Below are 20,803 nucleotides of genomic sequence, written 5' to 3'. Positions count from 1 at the left end.
AAGGGCGACTCAAAGCACATGGAAGCACAGGCAAACCATTAGTAAATGCTGTGTAAAGTGTGCGCGTTCTACCCGTCATGTCTGAGAGGACCACCTGTGCCTCGGCCCCCGAGCCATCGCATCCGCACCACCGCGATGGCCACGCTGCTCGCGCTGGCCGCGCCCGCAACCGCCGCCCACGCCTATGGGCTTCACGTCCAGAGCAAATCGCCTGAATCACCCCGAACCTCAGCGGAGGACGGCGCCCGCGCCGAGGCCCGCAAGACCGGCAAGCGGGTCCGGGTCGACCGGGCGACCACCGAGACGAGCGAGCTCTTCGCCAACCCCTCGGGCACCATGACGCTGGAGGAGACCCTCGGCGCACCCAAGCGCGTCAAGCGCGGCGACACCTGGATCCCCGTCGACACCGCGCTGCACAAGAACGCCGACGGGCGCTGGCAGCCGGCCGCCACCGCGATGCAGATGTCCTTCTCCCCCGGCGGCGACGGCCCGCTGCTCACCATGGAGGGCGCCGACGGCAAGGCCCTCTCCTACCACTGGCCCACCGCCCTGCCCGCACCGCGCGTCGACGGCTCGGGCGCCCTCTACCCCGAGGTGCTGCCCGGCGTCGACCTGCGGCTGACCGCCGCCGCGGCGGGCGTCGAGCAGGACCTGGTCATCAAGGACCGCAAGGCCGCCGACAACCCCGCGCTGGGCGAGATCAAGCTCACCGCCCGCTCGGCGGACGGCCTCAAGCTCAGCGCCGACTCCACCGGAAACGTCGCCGCCGCCCCCGCGCGCGGCGCCGACGAGCCGTCACTGGCCGCGCCCGCCCCGGTCCTGTCGGACTCCACCGGCGGCGGCCCCGGCCGCGACGACGCCCCCCAGGGCCCCGACCGCTCGCGCACCGCGCTCGGCGGCGCCCAGGTCGAGGGCACCACCCTGCGCCTGGCCACCGACACCGCCTTCCTGCGCGCCGCCGCCACCCAGTACCCCGTGCAGATGAGCCAGCAGTACGCGCAGGGCAACCGCGCCAACTGGAGCCGGGTCTACAAGCGCTACCCCACCACCAGCTTCTGGAACTCCACCGACCCGGCACGCGTCGGCTTCGAGAACGAGACCGACGGCCTCTCGCGCTCGCTGTTCACCATGGACTCCCGCAACCTCAAGGGCGTCAAGGTCACCAAGTCGACCTTCCGCGCCTACGAGACGTGGTCCTGGTCGTGCTCGGCGCGGCCCGTCGAGCTGTGGCAGACCGGCCAGATCAACTCCGGCACCAACTGGAACAACCAGCCGAGCTGGATGTCCAAGATCGGCTCCGCGAACGTCGCCAAGGGCTGGGGCAGCGACTGCCCGGCGGGCGGCGTCGAGTTCGACGTCACCCCCACCGTGCAGCAGGCCGCCGAGGGCAGCTGGAACGACATCACCCTGGGCCTGCGCGCGGGCAACGAGTCCGACACGTACGCCTGGAAGAAGTTCAAGAACGACCCGGTGCTCGTGACCGAGTACGACCGGGCCCCCGACACCCCCTCGGACGTCGTCACCGACCCCGCCATCCCCTGCGGTCGCACCCAGCCCCTCCCCAAGATCGGCAAGGTGCTCACCGAGAAGGGCATCGGGCTCCAGGCCACCGTGAACGACCCGGACGGCGGAGACGTCACCGCGAAGTTCACCTTCAAGCACTTCGGTGGCGCGGACATCACCACGCCCGAGACCACCGTCAAGTCGGGCTCGCCCGCCAAGGTCCGCATCGCCACCGAACTCCTCAAGGACGGCGAGTCGTACTCCTGGAACGTCCAGGCACGCGACCCGTACGGCGTGACCTCGGCCACGACCGCGACCTGCTCCTTCGGCGTGGACTTCACCCGCCCCGCCGAGCGGCCCAAGGTCTCCTCCGAGCAGTACCCCGAGGACAAGGCCGGCGCCGCCGCCCGCACCCCCGGCGTCTTCGTCCTCGACGCCAACGGCATCGCCGACGTCGAGTCCTTCCAGTACTCCCTCAACCACGACTTCACCACCGGCTCCAAGCCCGCCACGGTCAAGGCCGACAAGCCGGGCGGCACCGCCCAGGCAAAGCTCACCCCGTTCAAGTGGGGCGCCAACACCCTCTACGTCCGCAGCGCGGACGGCGCGGGCAACCTCTCCGACACCTACAAGTACGCCTTCAAGACCGGCACCTCGCACGCCGACCCCGAGGGCGACATGAACGGTGACGGGTCCACCGACGTCTTCACCATCGACGGCGACAAGCTCTCGCGCCACCCCGGCAACGGCAAGGGCGGCTTCGGCGACGCCAAGGTCTTCGGCGGCGGCTGGTCGGGCGGCAAGCTCAGCCACCGCGGCGACTGGACCGGCGACGGCTACGAGGACCTGCTGGCCCTGCTGCCCCTCGACCCGAAGAACCTGCGCCTCTACCCCGGCGACGGCATGGGCGACTTCCAGGCCACCACCACGCTGCCGCGCCCGGCGGGCGCACCCAGCCCCGACTGGTCCAAGGTCACCAGCTTCGTCTCCGCCGGCGACGTCACCTGGGACACCTACCCCGACCTCCTCACCGTCGAGGACGACAGCCTCTACCTCTACCCGGGCACCGGCGACGGCAAGGTCGACACCCCGGTGAAGCTCGGCGCCACCGGCTGGGCCACGACCGACCTGCTCGCCCCGGGCGACGCGGACGGTGACGGCCTCGCCGACCTGTGGCTGCGCGACGGCGGCTCCGGCGACCTCTTCCAGATCCTCAACAGCACCGACAACCCGGGCAACTCGCTGGGCGAGACGGACCGCCGGGTGCGGATCGCCGAAGGGCTCACGCGTGCCGGTCACCCCCAGCTCGGCGCCGACGGCGACCTGACCGGGGACGACCACGGCGACCTGTGGATCCAGACCGCGACCGGCCGCCCGGCCATCGTCGCCGGCCACCCGGACCCGGCGGCCGGAACGGTCTTCCGCGGCCCCTACCCCAAGGCCACGCTCGGCGACGCCGCGCAGTGGAAGGGCGTCAAGCTCAGCACCGGCGGCGACTTCACCGGCGACGGCAAGACCGACCTGCTGACCGTGCGCACCGACGGCGAGATCCGTATCGCCCCGGGCACCGGAACCAGCTGGTTCGGCGCCGAGATCCAGGCCCAGGCCGCCGACGGCCTGTGGGCCAACCACGCCACCGTCATCACCGCCGGGGAGTTCACCGGCGACGGCAAGACCGACCTGGTCGTCCGCTGGAGCGACGGCGAGCTGAGCCTCTACCCCGGTACCGGGGACGGCAGGTTCGCCAAGGACATCATGCTGGCCGCGCCGAGCGAGGCGTGGAAGAGCGCCGTCGCGCTGGCCGCCGCAGACTTCACCGGCGACGGCAAGACCGACCTGGTCAGCGCCCGCTCCACCGGTGTCCTCAGCCTCTACCCCGGCAACGGCACGGGTGGCCTGGGCGCCGAGAAGCAGCTGGCCGCAGCCGGTTCCGTCTGGAAGTTCGACGTCCAGCTCACCTCGGGCGACTTCAACCAGGACGGCAAGGCCGACCTCGTCGCACGCTGGGTCGACGGAGAACTCAGCTTCCACCCCGGCAACGGCACCGGCGGACTCGGCCAGGACGTGACACTGCTCGCGCCGAACGCCGAGTGGAAGGAGACCAAGGCGATCGCCGGCGGTGACTTCACCGGCGACGGCAAGGCCGACCTGCTCACCCTCTGGAACAACGGCCGCCTGGCCCTCCAGAACGGCAACGGCACCGGCGGCCTCGGCACGGCGAACAATCTCGTCACGCCGTAACACCGTGCGATGACCTGTTGGCCGGGGAACTCCAGGCCAACAGGGACGCGCCGCCAGGGGGGGAGCGAGGCCGGACCACCGGCCCCGCTCCCGCCCCCACTCAGTTGCCCGGGGTGGAGGCCGCCCTCGGGCGGATGGGCCATCGGGCAACCACGGTCGAGAAGACCATCCGGATGACCGGCACGATCCTGGCGGACACCGCAAGACCGGCGTTCACACACTCCCTCGCCCGCTTCCGCTCCAGCCCGAGGGTGCCTCTCCGACAGCGCGCGGAGGCCGATCACGCGGAAGGGGAGAGCTGTTCGCGCACCCACTCAGGACCCGGGTTGGTGTGTGGCCGACCCGCCACGGCGACGGTCGGCACGGTCTCGTTGCCGTCGTTGGCCGCCCGCACCGCCGCTGCTCCCGCCGGGTCACGCCAGATGTCCACCCAGTACAACTGGCGGGCGCTGCGGCCCAGCCGGATGCGCAGTCGTATGCAGTACTTGCAGCCCGGCCGCCAGAACACGACGGGCCGGCCGTCGGCCGCGCTGCGGCGCTGTGCCTCCAGTGCGCCGATCGACCGGGGGAAGATCAGGGGCGAGTGCATGCCTGCGAGCACCAGGAACACCAACAGGAGTACTGCGGCTGAGCCGGGGCTTCCCTGGACGAACAGCCCCGTCGCGGCGGACGAGCCGCCCAACACCAGCAACAGGGGCAGCCCCCAGGTACGCATCATGGTGACGCAGCCTATCGGTGAGCCGGAAGTGCCACGGGGGTCCGCCTGGGACTGGGCGGCCAGGGCGCGATCAGCTGGTGGTCGGACGCGCCCTCCTCCCCCATCGGTCCAGCCTCGGCTGGTGATCCTGCCAAAGCTCCCTCAGCGGTCCCGAAGACCTTTCGCCGTACCAACGGGCCACCGCCGGGTGCGTGAACGTGATGCCCCGGCCGGTGCACTGCAGCAGACCTCGGCGCCGTGCGAGGTCCAAGGCTTCCTCAAGGCGCGGCGGGGTGAGGTCGTTCAGTTGCAGGAGCGAGCGGATGTTCGCCCGCAGCCACGCTCCATCGAGCGTGGCCAACAGCAGACAGCAGCACCCCAGCACCGTCACGGTCGACAGAAGTCTCGCCCAGAACGCCAGTTGCGTGCTCTCGGCTGCTGAGAAGGTGGGGACGAGAGCCACACCGAGGAGGCCGAGGAGACATTCGCCCAGCAGGCTGAGCCTCGCCCAGCGCGGCAGGCTGGGCAGTCGGCCGCCGAGGAGGGGCCGTTCCAGGTCGTGGCGCAGGTACAGGTAGCCGCCGATCGCCGCCATCAGTGCGAGGGGCAAATCGGCGATGAGGAGGCACAGGAAGAAGAAGGCGACGCCGTACGCGGCGGCGGACCGGCGGCGTTGGCGACGCCGTAGGTACACACTGCGCAGCTTGCGGACGGGTTCGCCGGTTTGGTTCGTTGCGCTGGCCACCAGCCGGAGCGCCTTGTCGACCTGGGCATCCGTCACCGGCTCGCTGCCCGTGCGCCGCGGCGGCGGCGCCGTCGCACCCAGCAGACGCTCCAGCAGGCGGGCCTCCAGGCCGGCCGTGGTCACGCCGTCACGGACCAGCTCGCCCGGGTCGGCGCGGCCGTCGCTGTACAGCAGCCGGGCGGCGCCCGCGAAGAACGGGTCGCTCAGCAGCTCCCGGGCCGGAGCGTTCGCGTCGGCGCGCAACGCCTCCAGCACTTGGGACCACTCGGCGGTCTTGGACACCGTCCGGAAGGTGCGCTGGATCCAGCCGTCCAGGTCGGCGACGTCCAGTCGGCAGATCCGGATCCCGACGCTGCGGGCGATGACGGTGTCGGTCCGCTCCACCGTGTCGGTGAACTCCTTCCAACCGCTGACCAGCACGAACGGCGCCTGCTGCGGGAGCTGGTCGAGTGCATGCAGGACGTGGGCGCGCGCTCGCGCGGGGAGCTGGTCGAAGTCGTCGAGTATGGGCAGGAGTCGGCGCTGGGTGAGGAGTGCGTGTACGTCGTCGGCGCCGGTGCGGGTGCCGGTGAGCCGGCGGGCCAGCCAGCCCGCCATCCCGTACGGTTCGTCCTCGGCCGTCCAGTCGGTGAGCGAGATCATCACCGGCAGGGCGGCGCCTGTTCCCGCGACAGCTGCGGTGACGTCCTGGCCGGGATCCGCATCCGTACGCGCCCCTGGACGCGGGACGCCCTCCGCGTCGGCGAGGAGCGAAACGCCCAGCTGCCGGGCCAGTTCGGTCTTGCCGCTCCCCTCGTCGCCCAGGATCACCAGACGGTGCGAGCCGGCGAGGGCGAAGACCTCGCCGATGTCGTCGTACGTACCGCTCAGATCCGGGGCGGTCGGGCCGGGGTCGGTGAAGTCCGCGCCCACGGTGGCGTACCGCAGCGGGATCGGCGCCGGATGCGCCTTCGGCCCCCAGGCCCGCTCGTCCTCGGCCAGGGAACTCCGGGCATATTGGCGCAGCGCTTCGTCCGCTGCGGGCAGCGGTGTCACGGACACGGCCGGCCCTGGGTCCGGGCCTGGTGCCGGGGCCGCAGATGGCGCCGTGGCCAGGGCGGAGGCAGGGGGTGGCGGCCCACCCCGTCCGAGACGAAACCGACCGTAGTCCTCGGCGGCCCGCGCGTAACGGGCCAGCCACAGGTCCGCGTTGGCCCCGGGAGCACAGGTACGCACCCACGCCGCGACGAGCTCCGGGCTGGGCAGATCCCGGCCCGTGGTCGCCTTGCTGAGTGCGCCCTTGCTCCAGTTCGTCGCGTGGGACAGGTCTTCGAGGGTCAGCCCGGCCGTGCGGCGGAGCCCGCGCAGGTGGTGCGCGAGCTCCGCCAGGGCCGGGACGGTGGTGTCGAGCGGGCGCTGCGGGCGTCCGGGCCGTCCCGTGCCCACGGCGCTTACCGCCGCTTCCGCGAAACAGTGGTGAGCTGGCGGGCCAGCTCACCGGCCGTGGCCGTGGCCATGGCGACGAGGGAGAGTGCGGCGCTCGCGCTGTACCCGCTGCGCGTGAGCGCGGTGGTGATCACAGCGATGACTATGACGATGACGACAACTCGGACGGATGGAACGGAGGCGGACGAGCGGGAAGGGAAACCGGAGATCAGCATGGTGGCGACTCCTGCCGCGAAGTGACGGTCCGATACCTGGCGCCTGGTCCCCGCCCTGCACGGGCCGCAGTTGGCGCTGCGACCCGCTCGCTCCGCCGCCGGGGCGGCGGAACGGGTGGCGACCGGCACCCTCAGCATGCCCCCGGCAGGGCTCTCTGGACACCTATAGCAAAATGACCGACTTACGCCATAACAGCTACATTGTCCTTCGCGATGAACTAATCCACAGCCCATCCACCCGGCGTGAACAATTGCCGCACCACCAGCGTTCTTCCTGTTCACAGCCTTTCCGGGGACTGTGAAGAAGCAGACGCGATGAACAAGTCCGCACAGCGGCATACTCACGGCAAGGGACAGAACCATGAAGAATGGCTGCCTTTGCGCCGGGACTGACGGTCCGACGCGCAAGCTCCACCGGGAGGGGCCGTTGGCGCGGCCCCTCCCCCTCCCCCTATGTCAGCCCAACGACCGCCCCCCGCCACTGCACGGCTGAGGACGCCAAGAGGGGCTTCTGACACCCCAGTTCGGCCCGGTCTGGGCGCGGCGTTCAGCGGTAGTAGGGCTCGACCGCGGCCCGTACCTCGTCGAGCAGTGCGGGGCCGTCCTGCGGCACGGGCGGTCGGTCGGTGCCCGGTCTGATGTCCAGGAGCTGTTCGTTGGACAGGGCGAAGACCACTCGGCGCAGTCCCGCCAGTTGGATGACGGCCTCGCACATTCCGCACGGCTGGCAGCTGGTGTACATCGTGGTGCCTGCCGCTGTGTGCGCGTCGAGCTCTCTTGCGGCCCACCTCGCCAGTTTGAGTTCGGGGTGTGCGGTGACGTCGTTGTCGGTGAGGGTGGTGTTGTGTTCCTCGGCGAGGATCGTCCCGTCCGGTCCTGCCAGCAGGGACCCGAAGGGCGGGTTGCCGCTCACGCGTGCCTTGGCCGCGAGAGCGATGGCCCGCCGGAGGAGGACGTGGTCGTCCGGTGTGATCATGGCTGCTCCGTCTTGGGACTGGGTGGGATGCTGGGTGGCGCGAGGTGCGCGGCCACGGTGGCGAGAGCCTGCCAGGCCGCCTGTGGGCGACATGTCGTGCGGGGGTCACCCGTGTAGGTGTCGAGGACAACGGATTCGGCACCCAGTCGCCGCAGTTGGTCAAGGTCGTCCATGACCTGGTCGATGGTGCCTTCACCGGCGAGCCGTTCCGGTTTGTCGACCGGTTCCTTGGTGAGTCGCAGGGCGATGCGGGGAGCCAGGGCGGGCGTGGGCAGGTCTTGCTGGCCCGCGTACGTCGTGAGCCTGCCGGTGGCTTCCCGCAGCCACGGCAGGGTGGGGCGCAGCGGATGCCAGGCATCTCCATGGAGAACGGCCCGGCGCAGCCCTGCGTCGCTGTTGCCGCCGACCCACACCGGGATCCGCCGCTCTCCGTAGGAGGCGGAGTCCTTCCAGGCGGCCCGCATGTCCCGCAGATGGCTGTCGGTCAGCCGTCCGCGCTGTGTGAACGGGATGCCGAGGGCGGCGAACTCCTGCCGTGCCCAGCCCACTCCCATGCCGAGGACGAGGCGGCCGCCGCTCAGCTCGTTGAGGTTGGCCGCCATGCGGGCGGTGAGCAGCGGGTGCCGGTAGGGAGCGAGGAGGACCGTTGTGCCGAGCTCTATCCGGGTGGTGAGGGCGGCCAGCCAGGACAAGGCCGTGAAGGGCTCGTAGAAGGGGGGCGGATAGCGCTCGGCGACATCCGGTGTGATGGCGATGTGGTCCGAGATCATCAGGAGGTCGAAGCCCAGGCCCTCCATGGTCTGGGCCCAGCTCCGCAGCGCTCCAGGGTCTGTGCCCGGGCCGAAATTGGGGACGTTCACTCCGATCTTCACAGGGCCCAACCCTAGGCAGGGCGTAGGGGTCGGCAGAAGGGATTCCCGCCTGTTCAGAGGCGGTTCTGCCGTGGATACGCCGGTAGAGTGGGCGTATGACCGTGATTCTCGACGCGACGGACTGGGCGATCCTGGCAGAGGTTCAGCGGGACGGCCGGATCCCGTTCACCGAGCTGGCACGGCGGGTGAACCTGAGCGCGTCGGCGACCAAGGAGCGGGTGCGCCGCCTTGAGGAGGCCGAGGTGATCACGGGGTACCGGGCAGAGGTGAACCCGGAGCGGACCGGTTACCCCGTGATGGCGGTGGTCCGGCTCAAGTACCCGGGGCCGGGAACCCGGCACCAGCCGCTGCGCCGACTGCTGGAGGAGCGCCCGGAGATCATGGAGTGCCTGCGCACCACCGGAGACGACTGCTACGTCATGAAGGTGGCGGCCACGTCGATGGCCCACCTGGAGGAGATCGTCGACGAGCTGGCCGAGTTCGGGAGCACCACCACCAACCTCGTCCTCAGCCGCACGCTCCCGCTGCGGGGGCCAGGGGTGCCTCGGGTGGACACCGTCGGGTAGGCACGAAGACCCTCCGTCGCCGAGCCGCTCGCCGCCCCCGAGCGAACTGCACCCAAAGGAGCTTCGCCCGCCGCCACCACGTATCCGGCGCGGCCGTGCGCTCCGCACGGGACGGCTCTCGCTGACCAGGCGGAAGGAGCACCCGGCAGCGCTTCGCGTCATGCCTACCCGCGAGCGAGACCGACCTCGCTGATCGCGCCCCGCTCCCGGACCAGGACACGCGACGGCGTGGAGAACGAACCCCGAAGGAGCAGCTCGCCCAGTCATGCAAGTGGCAAGCAGGCTTGCAGGGCGCGCTCGACGCCGGTGCCCATGCAGCCCCTTCAGAACTGGCCGGGACACTGTGCGGGGACTGGTCACTCGGTGGACGCCTCGCCGGCTCTCGACACCCTTACTTACTGGTAAGTAAGATGGCGCGCCATCCGTGCCCCGATCACAGGGAGGCCCCCATGCCCCGCGCCCGTTCCCCGCACCTCCTCGCCGGACTGCTCGCCGGGGCGGGGGCAGCCCACTTGCTGCTGCCCAAGCCGTTCGACGCGATCGTGCCGCGCGTCCTGCCAGGATCAGCACGCGCCTGGACCTACGCCAGCGGCGCGATGGAGCTTGCCCTCGCCGCCGGCATCGCTCTGCCGCGCACTCGGGCACGTACAGCCTCCGCGGCCGCCGCGTTCTTCGTCGCGGTCGTACCCGCCAACGCGCAGATGGCCCTCGACTGGCGTGACAAGCCCACGCCGTTGAAGCGTGCCGCTCAGGCGCGGGTGCCGCTCCAGATTCCCCTGGTGCTGTGGGCGCGCCAGGTGTCCCGCGACGCTGCCGCCTAGCGACACCGCACCCGCCACGGACGTCCGGCACGGGCGCCATCCGGACCCGCCCAAGGCTCCAGTATCCACTCAGGGATCCCAGCGCACGGCGGCTCCTGCGGTGCGTTACAAACCCCCGGAACAGCAAGCCGCCTTGGGACCGCACCGTCTCCGTTGGGAACATGGCGGCGAAAGCGGGCGCAGACCTTCTGCCTCCGATCACCTCGGCGAAGCCCCGCGCGACGGCCAGCCCGAGGCCGACTCCAGCACCACGCAAGACATCTCCGCACCGTGGGAAGGGCGCGAAGATTTGGCCCTTCGCCGCGTCAGCATCACGAAGGCCCTGGTCGACTACACGTACCTCGGCCGACCGGTGATAGTGCTCGCGAAGACGAGTATCCGTTCACCCCGGGGCCGTTCGGTTCGCGAAGTCGTGCGCAGCGCATGAAGTCCGCCCGATCTTCGGCGCTGTCCTGGCGGTTGCCTTCACGAGGATGGGTGATGGATTCACGCCTGTCCCCCGGCCCACGCCCGAGCCACGCCGATCTCGCGACCCGGCGGTCCCGTCCCGCCTCCGATCCCAGGCGGGGCGTCAGTCCGCGGAGCCTCTCTCCTGCGCCCCGTCGTCCACGGTGTCCGGGCGTGAGACGCGGGCGGGCTGGTCGTCGATGTGGTCCGCGCCTTGTGGATCGATCGTGGCTGCCCAGCGTCCCGCCCACTGGGCGAGGGGGTTGAGGGCGTCGCGCGCCTCCTGTCCCAGCGGGGTGAGTTCGTAGCGGCTGTCCGGCAGTTGGTGAATCACACGCGCCTCCAGGAGTTCGGTCAGGCGCTGCCGCATCACGCTGGAGGACATGTCGTCGCACCGCTTCTGCAAGGGGCGGAATCCGAGCGGCCCTTCGTGAAGCTCCCACAGGATGCGCAGACTCCACCGTCGCCCGAACAGATCGAGTGCGGCCATGAGGGGGCGGCCGGTGGTCGAGCCGCGAACAGGACTGCCAGGTCTGGGTGTTGCCATGTGGGGATGCCCTGCCTCCGGGGTTGATGCTTCGAATACCGACACGCTAGCATCAGCGACCGCTTCGGAAATCGAAACATAGGAGAGTGTCGTGGCATCTGCCCCAACGGCCTCGGTGACAGGCGTTCCTCAATGCCCGTGTCGCCCAGGCCAAGACCGGCCGGGCGGGCCAGTACATGCACATGGCGCCTCGGGTCCGACGCCGCCACCGAGTCACACGAACGACTCACCTGGCATCTGTGCATGGTGGTGGGACGGATGACCAGCGTGCGGGAGACCGAGTACGGCGTCCGCCGAGCCCTGTGGACCGGCCCAGCGGACCTTCGGTGCTGCCCCGTCGGCAGTTGCCGCCACCAAGCCCAGATCAGCTCAGACATGGAGACCAGATGACCACGACCGAGTTTCCCTCGGCCGCAGCACGGGCCGCCGCCGCTACCGCCCTGGCCGAGGACGCGTCAGGGCGGGACATCACCACCATGTGGAGCGTCCCCGAGGACCTGGTGGCCACGGCCGAGATCCGCACCCGGCAAAGCGGCATCGCCGCCGGCCTCCCCCTGGTCGCTGAGGTCTTCGCGCAGGTCGACCCCGAGGTCAAGGTCGAGCCGGCCGTCGCCGACGGCACCCGCCTGGCCGACAGTCAGGTTCTGGTGCACCTGTCCGGTTCGGCGCGCAGCCTGATCACCGGGGAGCGTACGGCGCTGAACTTCCTGCAGCGCATGTGCGGCATCGCGACCCTGACCGACCGCTACGTCCAAGCCGTGGCAGGGACCAAGGCGCGCATCCTGGACACGCGCAAGACGGCGCCGGGCCTGCGCGCCCTGGACAAGTACGCGGTCACCGCAGGCGGCGGCCACAACCTTCGCCTCGACCTCGCGGCGATGGTCCTGCTCAAGGACAACCACATCGCCGCGGCGGGCGGGGTGACCGCCGCGATCGAGGCCGTCAGGCGCGGGATGGCACGCACCGGGCAGACCGTGGAATGCGATGTCGAGGTACAGACCGTCGCCCAGGCCGTCGAAGCTCTCGACGCCGGAGCCCGCTGGATCATGCTCGACAACATGCCGATGGCCGACATCAAGCAGGTCGTGAAGATCCGGGACGCGGGGGACGACGCCTCCCAGATCCTGCTGGAAGCTTCGGGCACCATCCGGCTGGACACCGTTATCGCCATCGCCGAAACGGGCGTCGACCTGATCTCGGTCGGGGCGTTGACGCACAGCGCGCCCGCACTGGACCTGACCATGCTGCTGACCACCGGCCCGGCGCCATGTCCGAGGTAGCAGTCGCCCTCGCTTGTCAGCGCGACGGCGCGGGTGGCAGCCCGACCGCCGTTCTGGACGATGGGCCGTTCACCGACGAGGAGCGGTGCCGATTTCCCGCGGAGTGGGGGACATCGCACGCCGTCTTCCTCTGCCCGGCCGGAGTCGAGCGTGGTCGCCCCTCTTACACCCTGCGATTCTTCACCGCCCAGGGTGAGCTGCCCGCCTGCGGTCACGGCACCGTCGCCGCCCTTGCCATACTCGCCGAACGGGAAGGCGACGACGACTACCGCGCCGTCCTGCATACGGCCCACCGCAGCTTCGACGGCCGGGCAAACCGGAACGGCGTCGGCCTGATGGCATCGTTCGATCCGGGTCCGGTCAGCCTGCGTAACACTGGTGGAACCGAACTGAGGGCAGTCGCAGGGGGCCTCGGACTGACGGAGGACGCGATCACGGGCGACGCCTGCGTGGCGTCGAACGGGCGGCCGAGGCTCCTCCTGCCCGTACGGTCCCGCGCCGCACTGGCCGAACTCGCCCCGGACTTTGCCCTGTTGCGCGCAGCCTGTGACCGTAACGGCCTGCTGGGCTGCTACGCCTACTCGCCCCCAGACCGGCACGGCCGAGCAGGAGCCCGGATGTTCGCCCCGTCGATCGGCGTCCCCGAAGACATCGCCAACGCCAACAGCACGGCCTGCCTGGCAGCGCATGTTGCCGGATTCGGCACACACCATCTCGCTGTCGACATGGGTGACCACCTCGGCAGCCCGTCCACCATCACGGCGACCGTGCACCGCGACCGTACGGGACCCCGGATCCAAGTCGGCGGCCAGGCAGCAATCGTGCGCGCCGTCATGCGATGAGGCGCGCGCGTCCAACGCGAGGGTGCCGGTTGCAGCAGGTCCAACTGCTGCGGCGAGAGGCCGGCAGGTTCAGGCGGTACCTGCGGGCGGAGCCACAGCTTCAACGCCGACCCCGTCGGCTCGCTGACCCACAGCGCGTCGGCCATACATCTGAGCAAGCTTCCGATCATCCATTCCAAACACCGGAGGTACCGTGGCCAAGGGCTATTGGGTCAGCGTCTACCGCGCCATCACAGACCCTGAGACGCTTGCCGACTACGACAAACTGGCCGGTCCAGCCGTCAGGGCCGCAGGCGGGCGGGTGCTCTCCCGCGACGGCCGGGTCGTCGCACATGACGCCGGAATCGCCGAGCGCACCATCCTGATCGAGTTCGACAGCTTCGAACAGGCGGTGGCCGCACGCACGAGTGCGGCCTACCAGGAGGCACTGGCCGTACTCGCTGACAGCGTCGAGCGCGATTTCCGCATCGTCGAGGGCCTCGACTGACGATCGATGCCGCGTCGGGGAGGAACACGATGCAGGCCGCGGGGATCGCCCCAGCCCGTCCGCGCGCCCTACCGCCCTACGCCAGTGCCGCCGGCCTGCCACTTTGCGCGGCGGCCAAGGGGCACATGGGCGACGTCCGCCAACACACCGCGCACTCCACGGGGAACGGCCCGGTACGCATCGCGCGTACCGGGCCGCTCCCCGTGTTGGACCGCTACTTGGTCTGGACGCTGAAGCCGCGCAGGAAGTTCTTGAACCCGCACTGCACCTTGGACTTCTGCCCCGGACCGACCCACGCCCCGTGCAGCGTGAGCGTCACGACGCGCTCCCGGGCTCCCTGGACCTGGTCACACTTGATCTGGACCCGGTGCTGCGAGACGTTCTTGCTGCCGCCACCGTTGCACACGGAGTAGGCGTTCGGCCGCCCCGCCCGGTCCATGTCGGCGTACGCCTTGCAGGTGTACTTTCCGGCCGCCTGAGCCGGAGCCGCAGCGATGAGACCTGTACCGCCGGCCCCCAGCACGACGGCGAGTGCTCCTGCGGCAGCCTTGTTCCCCCAACGCATCATGTGCGTTCCTTTCTCTGTGCAGTCGAACCCGTAGTACGACGGTGGTCAAACCGTCGGGTCACGAGCTCAATGAAATTGATAGTCGCCGCTCCCCCTGGCGCCCAGCGAGGAGGAGCTGCCCCCTTGGGGCTGCGGCTTGATCGGGAAACCGACCCTGAACCGCCCCTGCAATAGCTTGCCAAGGCGATCACTTCCCTCAAATCGCCCAGCGGACTGATCCCTCCCCCGCCAGCCGGCGGGTACCTGCCCCGCCGAACGGCTCACGGGCAGGGTGGTGAGAGCCACCACGCTCGTGAAGGCACGGAGGCACCGGGGCCATAGGTGGCGAGCGCCACGAGCAGCGCCCACCCCTCTACAGCCTTGCCTCTCAGGCTCCGCGGTCAGGGCGAGTGGTGGGGCTCGGCGCTCCGCTCACCGGTCCAGTCGGCCCAGGATGTAGGCCACCAGGACTGCTGTGACGGCGGTGAAGAGGAGTTCGCCCCAGAGCGGTTCGATCCAGAATTTGTTGACCACCGCCAGCGTGGCGGACCACACGGCTAGAACGGCAACCTTGCGGAGCATGCGCATACCTCGACCTACTTGATCATGGAGGAGAGGCAGGCAGCCGCCCCCGCTCCCACGGTGTTGACGGCGATCTCACGGGCGACCTTCTTGTTGATCCGCCCCACGATCAGTGCCGCGGCGCTGCCGACTCCCGCCCGCAGAAGGCAGTTCCTGGCCGCCTGGGTCATCGGGCGGCCTTCGAGTGCCTTGCAGTACTTCGCCCTCTGCTGGCCCGTCTTGCTCTTGTCGAAGTAGCAGTTCGAGATGTTGTGCTCCTGCCGGGGGTCCACAGCCTGGGCCACGGGAGCGGCACCGAGGACGATCGCGCCCGCCAGGATGCCCGTGATGATCTTCTTCACTCTGTTCCTTGCCTGATGCGAGGGAGAGGGCAAGGCGTTCCTCACGTCACTCCGATGACCTCACCGGGGCCGTCGCGACGGAGGTGACGGCAGCACGAAGCGCACGCAGGAGCGCTTGACGTACTCTCCCCCTGTGGTTTCCACACGGTGGAGCAGCCGTGATCTTTGGCGGATGCGGCTGCTCCACGCCCGCCCCGGACCGGGGCGAACAGGTGGGATTTAAAAGCACCTTTCATAAATGGGTCAAGATTCGGCAAGCCCGCTATGAGATGAGTCATGCCGAAGGTCACGCGGCGGTCTCGATAGGGGAAAAGCGGCCTGCTCGGAGCAACCTGCCAGCCCCCGAACCACCTCTTCGTCCAACCCGACCGCGCACCTCCCCGGCCACCCCCACCCTTACGACCGCCGCCCCGCCCTGGTCGCCACGATCGGCATGACACGACATCCCGGCATCTGCGGGCTATCTCGCCCGGCCCGGGGCGAGAGCGGAGGAGGGACATGGACGGCCAGGGAAACGGATCGGACACGGCTCATGCCAAGGTGACGTCCATGCCGGCCCAGGTGTTCGCGGCGGCCGGCGGTCCAGCGAGCCGCCGCTCCCAGATCGAGCGGGCATGTTCGGGGACCGGTGTGAAGCGGCCTCCGTCGAGCTCCAGGTCGATCAGGTCCGCGCCGCAGGAGGATGGCCGCCAGGCGCTGATCGTGGCCCACAGCAGCCGACCCGACCACGTTTGGACGACAGGCGCCAGGATCTTCCGGCCGACCGGGCGGCAGGGGCCGTTCTCAAACATCAAGGACAGCCTCCGCCCACCTCCTAGCACGTGGTCAGGCTGGGTGGTGGTCAGGGACCGCATTGAGCTCGATGCCGTGTTCGAGCAGGGCTTTCATCGCGCACAGAGCGGTGGTGAAGCCGCCGACGGTGTCGTTGACCCAGCGGACGGCGTCGTCCCCCGAGCCCTGGAAGCCGGTCTCGGTGACCTCGACGAAGGTGGTCTCTTCCGTGCGCGGGCTGAACTTCAGCTCGACCGTGGTCGGCTGCTGATAGTTGCCCCACTCGAACCGGATCAGACGTCCCTCCTCCGCCTCCTGGACCCGGACGTCGGCCGATGCCCCGTAGGTCTCCCACTCCCAGCGCACTTCGGCCCCCGTCACCATGGGTCCGCTGCTCTTGCTGTACCAGAACCGGGTCGTGACCGTCGGATCGGCAAACGCCCGGAACGCCTCCGCCGCGGGCGCGCGCACCATCATGCAGGCGTATGCCGCAGGGGCGTGGGTGAGGTGTTGGTTCTCCACAGACATGATCATGCTCCTCTACGGGGTCACTTCGGTGGATCTGACGCGTTACGGCTCGTCCGGCCGGCTGGCGATTCCCGCTCTGCGGCCTCGGCGATGTGCTTGATGCGTGCCAGGCGCCGGTCCCAGTCGACGGCGAGCGCGGCCATCCACTGCGCCGTCGCATCGAGCGCCGCCGGCTGCACCGCATAGCGCACCTCCCGCCCGATACGGCCGCCGCTCACCAGCCCGGCGGCGTCCAGGACACCGAGGTGTTTGACCACGGCCTGACGCGAGACGGGAAGATGCGCGGCGAGCGTCGTCGCGGTGGCCTCGCCCTGGGCGGCGAGCAGTTCAAGCAGTCGGCGCCGTGTCGGGTCTGCCAGGGCGGCGAGGACGGTGTCGACCGCCTCTGCGGCGCCGCGGGGTTGGTCGGTCACGCGGCGGGCTGCTCGGCGCGCGTCTTGAGTGCGTCGAGCTCCTGCTGCCAGCCGCCGGTGTTGTCCTGGACGGCCCTGCCGCGCAGCTCCTCGGATCCGGCCAGCGCCGAGAACCCGCTCTCGACCACGCGCAGCCGCGTCCTGCCGTCTTCCGGCGTCAGCGTGAACTCCACGAGAGTGCTGTTGTCCTCTCGCAGTTCTTCTCCGGGGAACGCGCTGGCCCAGCGGTAGGCCAGATAGGTCGGCGGTTCGACCTTCTCCACGCGCACCGGGAAGTCGCCGTACTCCGGGTTCTTCGCCACCACGGTCTCGCCCTCCCTGGCCACCGTGCCGGGCAGGCTCGCCTTGTCGGCCACCCAGAAACCGGGCTCAGCCACCAGGGACCAGACCCGCTCCAGGGGTGCTTCGATCAGGGTCTCGCGTTCGATACGGTCCTCGCTCATCAGGGGACTCCTTTCATCACCACCATCGAGATGCAACTCAAGGGTTGCATGTCATGGCGTTGAGTGCAACCTGACGGTTGCACCTCGACGGGGCCGGCTGCTTGCCGGAGGTGATGAGGACGAGCTGACGACATCTGCCGCCGACGCGCCCCTTACGCTCTGGCGTCCTCGCCGGATGGCGACGGACAGATCAGGCCGCCGGGCCTGTGGCCGCAGCCGCTTCGACGCGGCGGTCGAGCCGGACGTACACGCCTCGGACCACGCCCCCGGGGAACATCGGCAAGCCCCGGACAGGCTCGCCCGGTCACTCAGGGGGCCCACCGGAGACCTCGATGCGCTGGCCGGTCATTCAGCGCAGGCCATCGGGCGACACCGTGCACATCTCCGAGACGTTCCGCCTTGTGCGCGGCAACCAGTACATCCTCGACATGCTCGACGTCCTGCACCGCGACCGCCTCGCCCTGCGCATCCACAACGGCGCCTCCTCCGCGATGGACCTCACCGCCCGCCACCCGCGCACCGGCGAGCTGCTGTCCACCGTGAGGGTGCTGTACGGGCTCCTGGCCAGCGAGTTGCGCGGACAAGCATCCACTCACTTCGCCAGATCGATGGAGAGGAAGGGAGCAAGGAGCGCGAGCAATGCGTCCGGGCGGTCGAGGGGAATGATGTGGCCGCAGTCCTGGAGGTGGTATCCGACCAAGTCATCAGTGATGGGACGGAGTTGGCGTTCGAGCGCCGCGCCGACGGGGTGAGAGCCAACGGCGATGGTGGGCATGGTCAGCCGAGCCGTCGCGACGGCGTCCTGGATCTGCTGCGCACTGGTCGGCAGGGCCCGGTAGTAGGAGAACGCGCAGCGAAGGGCCTCGCTGCCGGTGTACGCATGGACGAAGGCCGCGCGGACGTCGTCGGGTACTCCGCGCCCGAGCGTCCCCGAGTTGAGGAACCAGTCGATGTATGGGGCCTCGTTGCCGGCCAGGACGGTCTCGGCGAGGCCGGGGACGGTGTGGAAGCCGAACCACCACGGTGTGCCGCCCGCGACGGCGTGCTCCGCCCCGGGCAGGTGGCCGAGCAGTGCTTCCATCACGACCAGGCGCCGGACAAGGTCGGGTCGGCGCAGTGCGAGCAGGACAGCGGGGGCGGTGCCCGCGTCGATGGCGACCACCGCTGCAGAGGGCTCGCCGAGGGCGTCGAGCAGCCCTTCTGCGTCGGCGGCGAGGGTGCCCGCGTCGTAGCCCTCGACGGCGCGTGTACTGGCGCCGCAGCCTCGTAGGTCCGGGGCGATGACCCGGTAGTGGCTGGCCAGTTGGCCCATGATGCCGCTCCAAAGCTGCCAGGTGTGCGGGAAGCCGTGCAGCAGGAGAACCGCAGGTCCGTCCCCGGCGATTGCGACGTTGAGCTGGACGCCGTTCGTTGCGATGCGGCGCAGATCGGGTGCGTTGGTATCAGGCATGACGGTTCCCCTTGAGCGGTTACTATTAGTGACCACAAAACGATAAGTAACTGTCCGATCGCTTCCAAGACGGCACTTTCAGGGAAGGTGGTGAGCCACAGGTGACCACCGCAGGAACCGGGGCCGCCGACCGCGGGGCACGCGGCGATCTGTTCGATCCCCAGTGCCCGACGCGGCAGTTGCTGGACCGCATCGGTACGAAGTGGACGTCCATGGCCGTCAAGACGCTCGCCGATGCCGCACCGGACGAGGTGCGCTTCGCGGAACTGAAACGCCGGATGCCCGGCGTCTCGCAGAAGATGCTGTCCGTGACCCTGCGAAGCCTGACCCGCGACGGGCTGGTGTCACGCCGGGTCGAACCGACCGTGCCACCACGGGTCTTCTACCGACTCACCGAACTCGGGCTGTCCCTGGAAGCCGCGCTAGCGGGACTGCGGAACTGGGCGGAGGAGCACATGGCCGAGATCGACCGTGCCAACGAAGCCGACGACCAGGAAGCCGATGAGGGATAGGCAGCACGATCCGGTACCGAGCACTGAAGTTCCCGCTGCGGCGCGACCGGGGGCCGAATTCCACCACCTGACCTGACGCCCTGACCGACTCATATCGAGTTCGGCAGCGTAGCGTCCGAGCCACGTGTGGCAGGAGCTCGATCAAGTAAGGGCAACAGCAGAGGCGCTGCTGGCGGGACCGCAGGTGCGCTCGGCAGGCCCGGACCGGCGCTCAGGGGCGGGGGTCTTCGCCCCCCATTGACATGCCCGCCCGCCGCCCCCTCTTCCGTCAACTCCGCCTCCCGACAACGGCGTTGATGAGTCGCCGCCACGCGATTTCAAATCGTTCACATGAAGAACACTTGATCTTCACACAAGCTGTGCAATATCACATGTCATACGAGCCGAGCGGGATCCACTCGACGGCCTCTCCTTGTAGGGAGATCCACCATGAAGTCTTCGATGTTCCTCACTGCCGCAATCACGAGCCTGAGCCTCGCCGCCCTCACCCCGGCCATCGCCGTCGCCGCCCCTGCGAACTCCGCCCAGACCGTAGTCACCTGCGGCAACTCGGGTCTGCAGTCCGGCCTTTCCACCCGTCTGTGCGCCGAAGTCGCCGGCAACACCATCACCTTCGTCGGCAAGGTCGGCCTCGCCGGCCCGCCCTCCCCCGGCAGCCCGGCCCCCACGCCGAAGGAACTCACCACCACCTTCACCGCCACGGTCGATGGCGCTCTGCTGCCGAACGCCACCAAGTACGCCCTCTTCAACAGCGCCAACCTGGACGTTGCGGGTCTGAGCACCGACGTGGCCTGCGGCTCCACCGTCCGCGCCACCTTCGGTGTCACCACCTACCCCTGGACGGCGCGCCCGGTCACCCACGAGGTGACCGTCACCTGCTGACCGCTCCCCGTCTGCTCCTGCTACGGAGCCGTCTCGCGCAGATCCGGGCGGTTCGCCGGATTCACCACAACGTCCTGGACGTAACAGATGTGCTCGTCGTCGGAGAGGGTGCGGGCCAGGCGCAGGAGGGGTCCCGAACCGTCTCGTGCCGTGATACGGGGTGGCGGGACTTCGGCCGCCACGCCAACGGGCTTCACTCTGGCCGTTGCTGATTGCGCAAGGGGCCGTCCACGACGCTCTCCCCGTACAGGAACTCCCGCAGCAGCATCCGACGCTAGCCCCGCTCCGCGCGCCACACGAAGGTGTGCAGCACCGCCGTGCCCTGCTGGGCGCGGCGTACGAGGGCGACCTCGTGACCGTCGTACTCGCTCGTAGTCAGGAGGTGTATCTCGCCCGTCCGCTCCCCCGCGCATCGTTTTGGTGCGTGCGGGCCGGACAGCAACTCTTGCCGGGTCAGCTTCACGACGCGCCCGGCTTCGTCGCACCGGATGCTCTCGAAATCCGGGGCGCAGGCGGCGTCCAGTGCCGCCGTGTCCCCGGCCAGGCCGGCGCTCAGCCAGTCCAGTACGCGCTCCACGAGTGGCTGGTCCATCCGTGATCGTCCCCTGTCGTGTTCGGTGTCGCGGCCTTCACGACATCGAACAGCCTGGTCGACGGGGCTTTGGGGGCG

The 20,803-nt window shown here is 69.6% G+C and carries 23 protein-coding genes and 1 pseudogene; 9 read left to right on the top strand and 15 right to left on the bottom strand.

Annotated elements, in window-relative coordinates; genetic code table 11:
- Positions 1-96 precede the first annotated feature (96 nt).
- Complete coding sequence (locus AB5J87_RS36320; protein ID WP_369383021.1) at positions 97-3,744, top strand: FG-GAP-like repeat-containing protein; 3,648 nt, start codon at positions 97-99, stop codon at positions 3,742-3,744.
- Between the two features lie 280 nt (positions 3,745-4,024).
- On the opposite strand, the gene AB5J87_RS36315 is transcribed toward AB5J87_RS36320, so the two are convergent.
- Complete coding sequence (locus AB5J87_RS36315; protein ID WP_369383020.1) at positions 4,025-4,462, bottom strand: glutaredoxin domain-containing protein; 438 nt, start codon at positions 4,460-4,462, stop codon at positions 4,025-4,027.
- Positions 4,463-4,532: 70 nt separating this feature from the next.
- Positions 4,533-6,227 (bottom strand): hypothetical protein, encoded by a 1,695-nt coding sequence (locus AB5J87_RS36310; RefSeq protein ID WP_369383783.1) that lies wholly within the window; start codon positions 6,225-6,227, stop codon positions 4,533-4,535.
- A gap of 255 nt (positions 6,228-6,482) precedes the next feature.
- On the opposite strand from AB5J87_RS36310, the gene AB5J87_RS36305 reads away from it, so the two are divergent.
- Entirely contained in the window at positions 6,483-6,851 is a 369-nt protein-coding gene (locus AB5J87_RS36305; protein WP_369383781.1) for a hypothetical protein, read from the top strand.
- Between the two features lie 522 nt (positions 6,852-7,373).
- Here the strand turns inward: AB5J87_RS36305 and AB5J87_RS36300 are convergent.
- Both AB5J87_RS36300 and AB5J87_RS36295 read right to left on the bottom strand, forming a co-directional pair.
- A complete protein-coding gene (locus AB5J87_RS36300; protein ID WP_369383019.1) occupies positions 7,374-7,802 on the bottom strand; it encodes a nucleoside deaminase in 429 nt (142 codons plus the stop codon).
- The gene (locus tag AB5J87_RS36295) at positions 7,799-8,674 is read right to left on the bottom strand and encodes a TIGR03619 family F420-dependent LLM class oxidoreductase (RefSeq protein ID WP_369383018.1); all 876 of its coding nucleotides are present in this window, start codon (positions 8,672-8,674) and stop codon (positions 7,799-7,801) included. The genes AB5J87_RS36300 and AB5J87_RS36295 overlap by 4 nt, the downstream gene beginning before the upstream one ends.
- Positions 8,675-8,769: 95 nt before the next feature.
- On the opposite strand from AB5J87_RS36295, the gene AB5J87_RS36290 reads away from it, so the two are divergent.
- Both AB5J87_RS36290 and AB5J87_RS36285 read left to right on the top strand, forming a co-directional pair.
- Positions 8,770-9,240, top strand: coding sequence for an Lrp/AsnC family transcriptional regulator (locus tag AB5J87_RS36290; protein WP_369383017.1), 471 nt, complete (start codon positions 8,770-8,772; stop codon positions 9,238-9,240).
- A 449-nt stretch (positions 9,241-9,689) separates the two neighbouring features.
- Positions 9,690-10,061, top strand: a complete 372-nt coding sequence (locus tag AB5J87_RS36285; RefSeq protein WP_369383016.1) for a hypothetical protein — start codon at positions 9,690-9,692, stop codon at positions 10,059-10,061.
- Positions 10,062-10,239: 178 nt separating this feature from the next.
- Here AB5J87_RS36285 and AB5J87_RS36280 read toward each other — a convergent pair.
- Positions 10,240-10,439 (bottom strand): annotated as a pseudogene (locus AB5J87_RS36280) (hypothetical protein); the annotation flags it as partial.
- A 193-nt stretch (positions 10,440-10,632) separates the two neighbouring features.
- Complete coding sequence (locus AB5J87_RS36275; protein WP_369383015.1) at positions 10,633-10,998, bottom strand: winged helix-turn-helix transcriptional regulator; 366 nt, start codon at positions 10,996-10,998, stop codon at positions 10,633-10,635.
- A gap of 443 nt (positions 10,999-11,441) precedes the next feature.
- On the opposite strand from AB5J87_RS36275, the gene nadC reads away from it, so the two are divergent.
- The 3 genes from nadC to AB5J87_RS36260 all read left to right on the top strand — a co-directional run bounded on the left by nadC (position 11,442) and on the right by AB5J87_RS36260 (position 13,664).
- Complete coding sequence (gene nadC / locus AB5J87_RS36270) at positions 11,442-12,335, top strand: carboxylating nicotinate-nucleotide diphosphorylase (protein ID WP_369383014.1); 894 nt, start codon at positions 11,442-11,444, stop codon at positions 12,333-12,335.
- The gene (locus tag AB5J87_RS36265) at positions 12,323-13,177 is read left to right on the top strand and encodes a PhzF family phenazine biosynthesis protein (protein ID WP_369383013.1); all 855 of its coding nucleotides are present in this window, start codon (positions 12,323-12,325) and stop codon (positions 13,175-13,177) included. The genes nadC and AB5J87_RS36265 overlap by 13 nt, the downstream gene beginning before the upstream one ends.
- Before the next feature lie 193 nt (positions 13,178-13,370).
- A complete protein-coding gene (locus AB5J87_RS36260; protein ID WP_369383012.1) occupies positions 13,371-13,664 on the top strand; it encodes a DUF1330 domain-containing protein in 294 nt (97 codons plus the stop codon).
- A 214-nt stretch (positions 13,665-13,878) separates the two neighbouring features.
- On the opposite strand, the gene AB5J87_RS36255 is transcribed toward AB5J87_RS36260, so the two are convergent.
- The 8 genes from AB5J87_RS36255 to AB5J87_RS36220 all read right to left on the bottom strand — a co-directional run bounded on the left by AB5J87_RS36255 (position 13,879) and on the right by AB5J87_RS36220 (position 18,739).
- Entirely contained in the window at positions 13,879-14,232 is a 354-nt protein-coding gene (locus tag AB5J87_RS36255) for a hypothetical protein (RefSeq protein ID WP_369383011.1), read from the bottom strand.
- 411 nt (positions 14,233-14,643) lie between these two features.
- On the bottom strand, positions 14,644-14,793 hold the full coding sequence (locus tag AB5J87_RS36250; RefSeq protein ID WP_369383010.1) for a hypothetical protein: 150 nt from the start codon (positions 14,791-14,793) through the stop codon (positions 14,644-14,646).
- Between the two features lie 14 nt (positions 14,794-14,807).
- The gene (locus AB5J87_RS36245) at positions 14,808-15,134 is read right to left on the bottom strand and encodes a hypothetical protein (protein WP_369383009.1); all 327 of its coding nucleotides are present in this window, start codon (positions 15,132-15,134) and stop codon (positions 14,808-14,810) included.
- Between the two features lie 530 nt (positions 15,135-15,664).
- The gene (locus tag AB5J87_RS36240) at positions 15,665-15,925 is read right to left on the bottom strand and encodes a hypothetical protein (protein WP_369383779.1); all 261 of its coding nucleotides are present in this window, start codon (positions 15,923-15,925) and stop codon (positions 15,665-15,667) included.
- A 34-nt stretch (positions 15,926-15,959) separates the two neighbouring features.
- The gene (locus AB5J87_RS36235) at positions 15,960-16,433 is read right to left on the bottom strand and encodes an SRPBCC family protein (RefSeq protein WP_369383008.1); all 474 of its coding nucleotides are present in this window, start codon (positions 16,431-16,433) and stop codon (positions 15,960-15,962) included.
- 20 nt (positions 16,434-16,453) lie between these two features.
- Complete coding sequence (locus AB5J87_RS36230) at positions 16,454-16,846, bottom strand: ArsR/SmtB family transcription factor (RefSeq protein WP_369383007.1); 393 nt, start codon at positions 16,844-16,846, stop codon at positions 16,454-16,456.
- Positions 16,843-17,289: an SRPBCC domain-containing protein gene (locus tag AB5J87_RS36225; protein WP_369383006.1), complete on the bottom strand. Its 447-nt coding sequence runs from the start codon at positions 17,287-17,289 to the stop codon at positions 16,843-16,845. Before AB5J87_RS36225 ends, AB5J87_RS36230 begins: the two co-directional genes overlap by 4 nt.
- A 592-nt stretch (positions 17,290-17,881) precedes the next feature.
- A complete protein-coding gene (locus AB5J87_RS36220) occupies positions 17,882-18,739 on the bottom strand; it encodes an alpha/beta hydrolase (protein WP_369383005.1) in 858 nt (285 codons plus the stop codon).
- A 101-nt stretch (positions 18,740-18,840) separates the two neighbouring features.
- Here AB5J87_RS36220 and AB5J87_RS36215 point away from each other — a divergent pair, with 101 nt between their 5' ends.
- Both AB5J87_RS36215 and AB5J87_RS36210 read left to right on the top strand, forming a co-directional pair.
- On the top strand, positions 18,841-19,251 hold the full coding sequence (locus AB5J87_RS36215) for a winged helix-turn-helix transcriptional regulator (RefSeq protein ID WP_369383004.1): 411 nt from the start codon (positions 18,841-18,843) through the stop codon (positions 19,249-19,251).
- 429 nt (positions 19,252-19,680) lie between these two features.
- Complete coding sequence (locus AB5J87_RS36210; protein WP_369383003.1) at positions 19,681-20,133, top strand: hypothetical protein; 453 nt, start codon at positions 19,681-19,683, stop codon at positions 20,131-20,133.
- Between the two features lie 274 nt (positions 20,134-20,407).
- Here the strand turns inward: AB5J87_RS36210 and AB5J87_RS36205 are convergent, their stop codons facing one another.
- A complete protein-coding gene (locus AB5J87_RS36205) occupies positions 20,408-20,725 on the bottom strand; it encodes a hypothetical protein (protein WP_369383002.1) in 318 nt (105 codons plus the stop codon).
- Positions 20,726-20,803 lie beyond the last annotated feature (78 nt).

This window comes from Streptomyces sp. cg36 (genome assembly GCF_041080675.1).
GTDB lineage: Bacteria > Actinomycetota > Actinomycetes > Streptomycetales > Streptomycetaceae > Streptomyces.
Note: the sequence above shows the minus strand (reverse complement) of the source record. Positions and strands in the feature narration are given on the sequence as shown.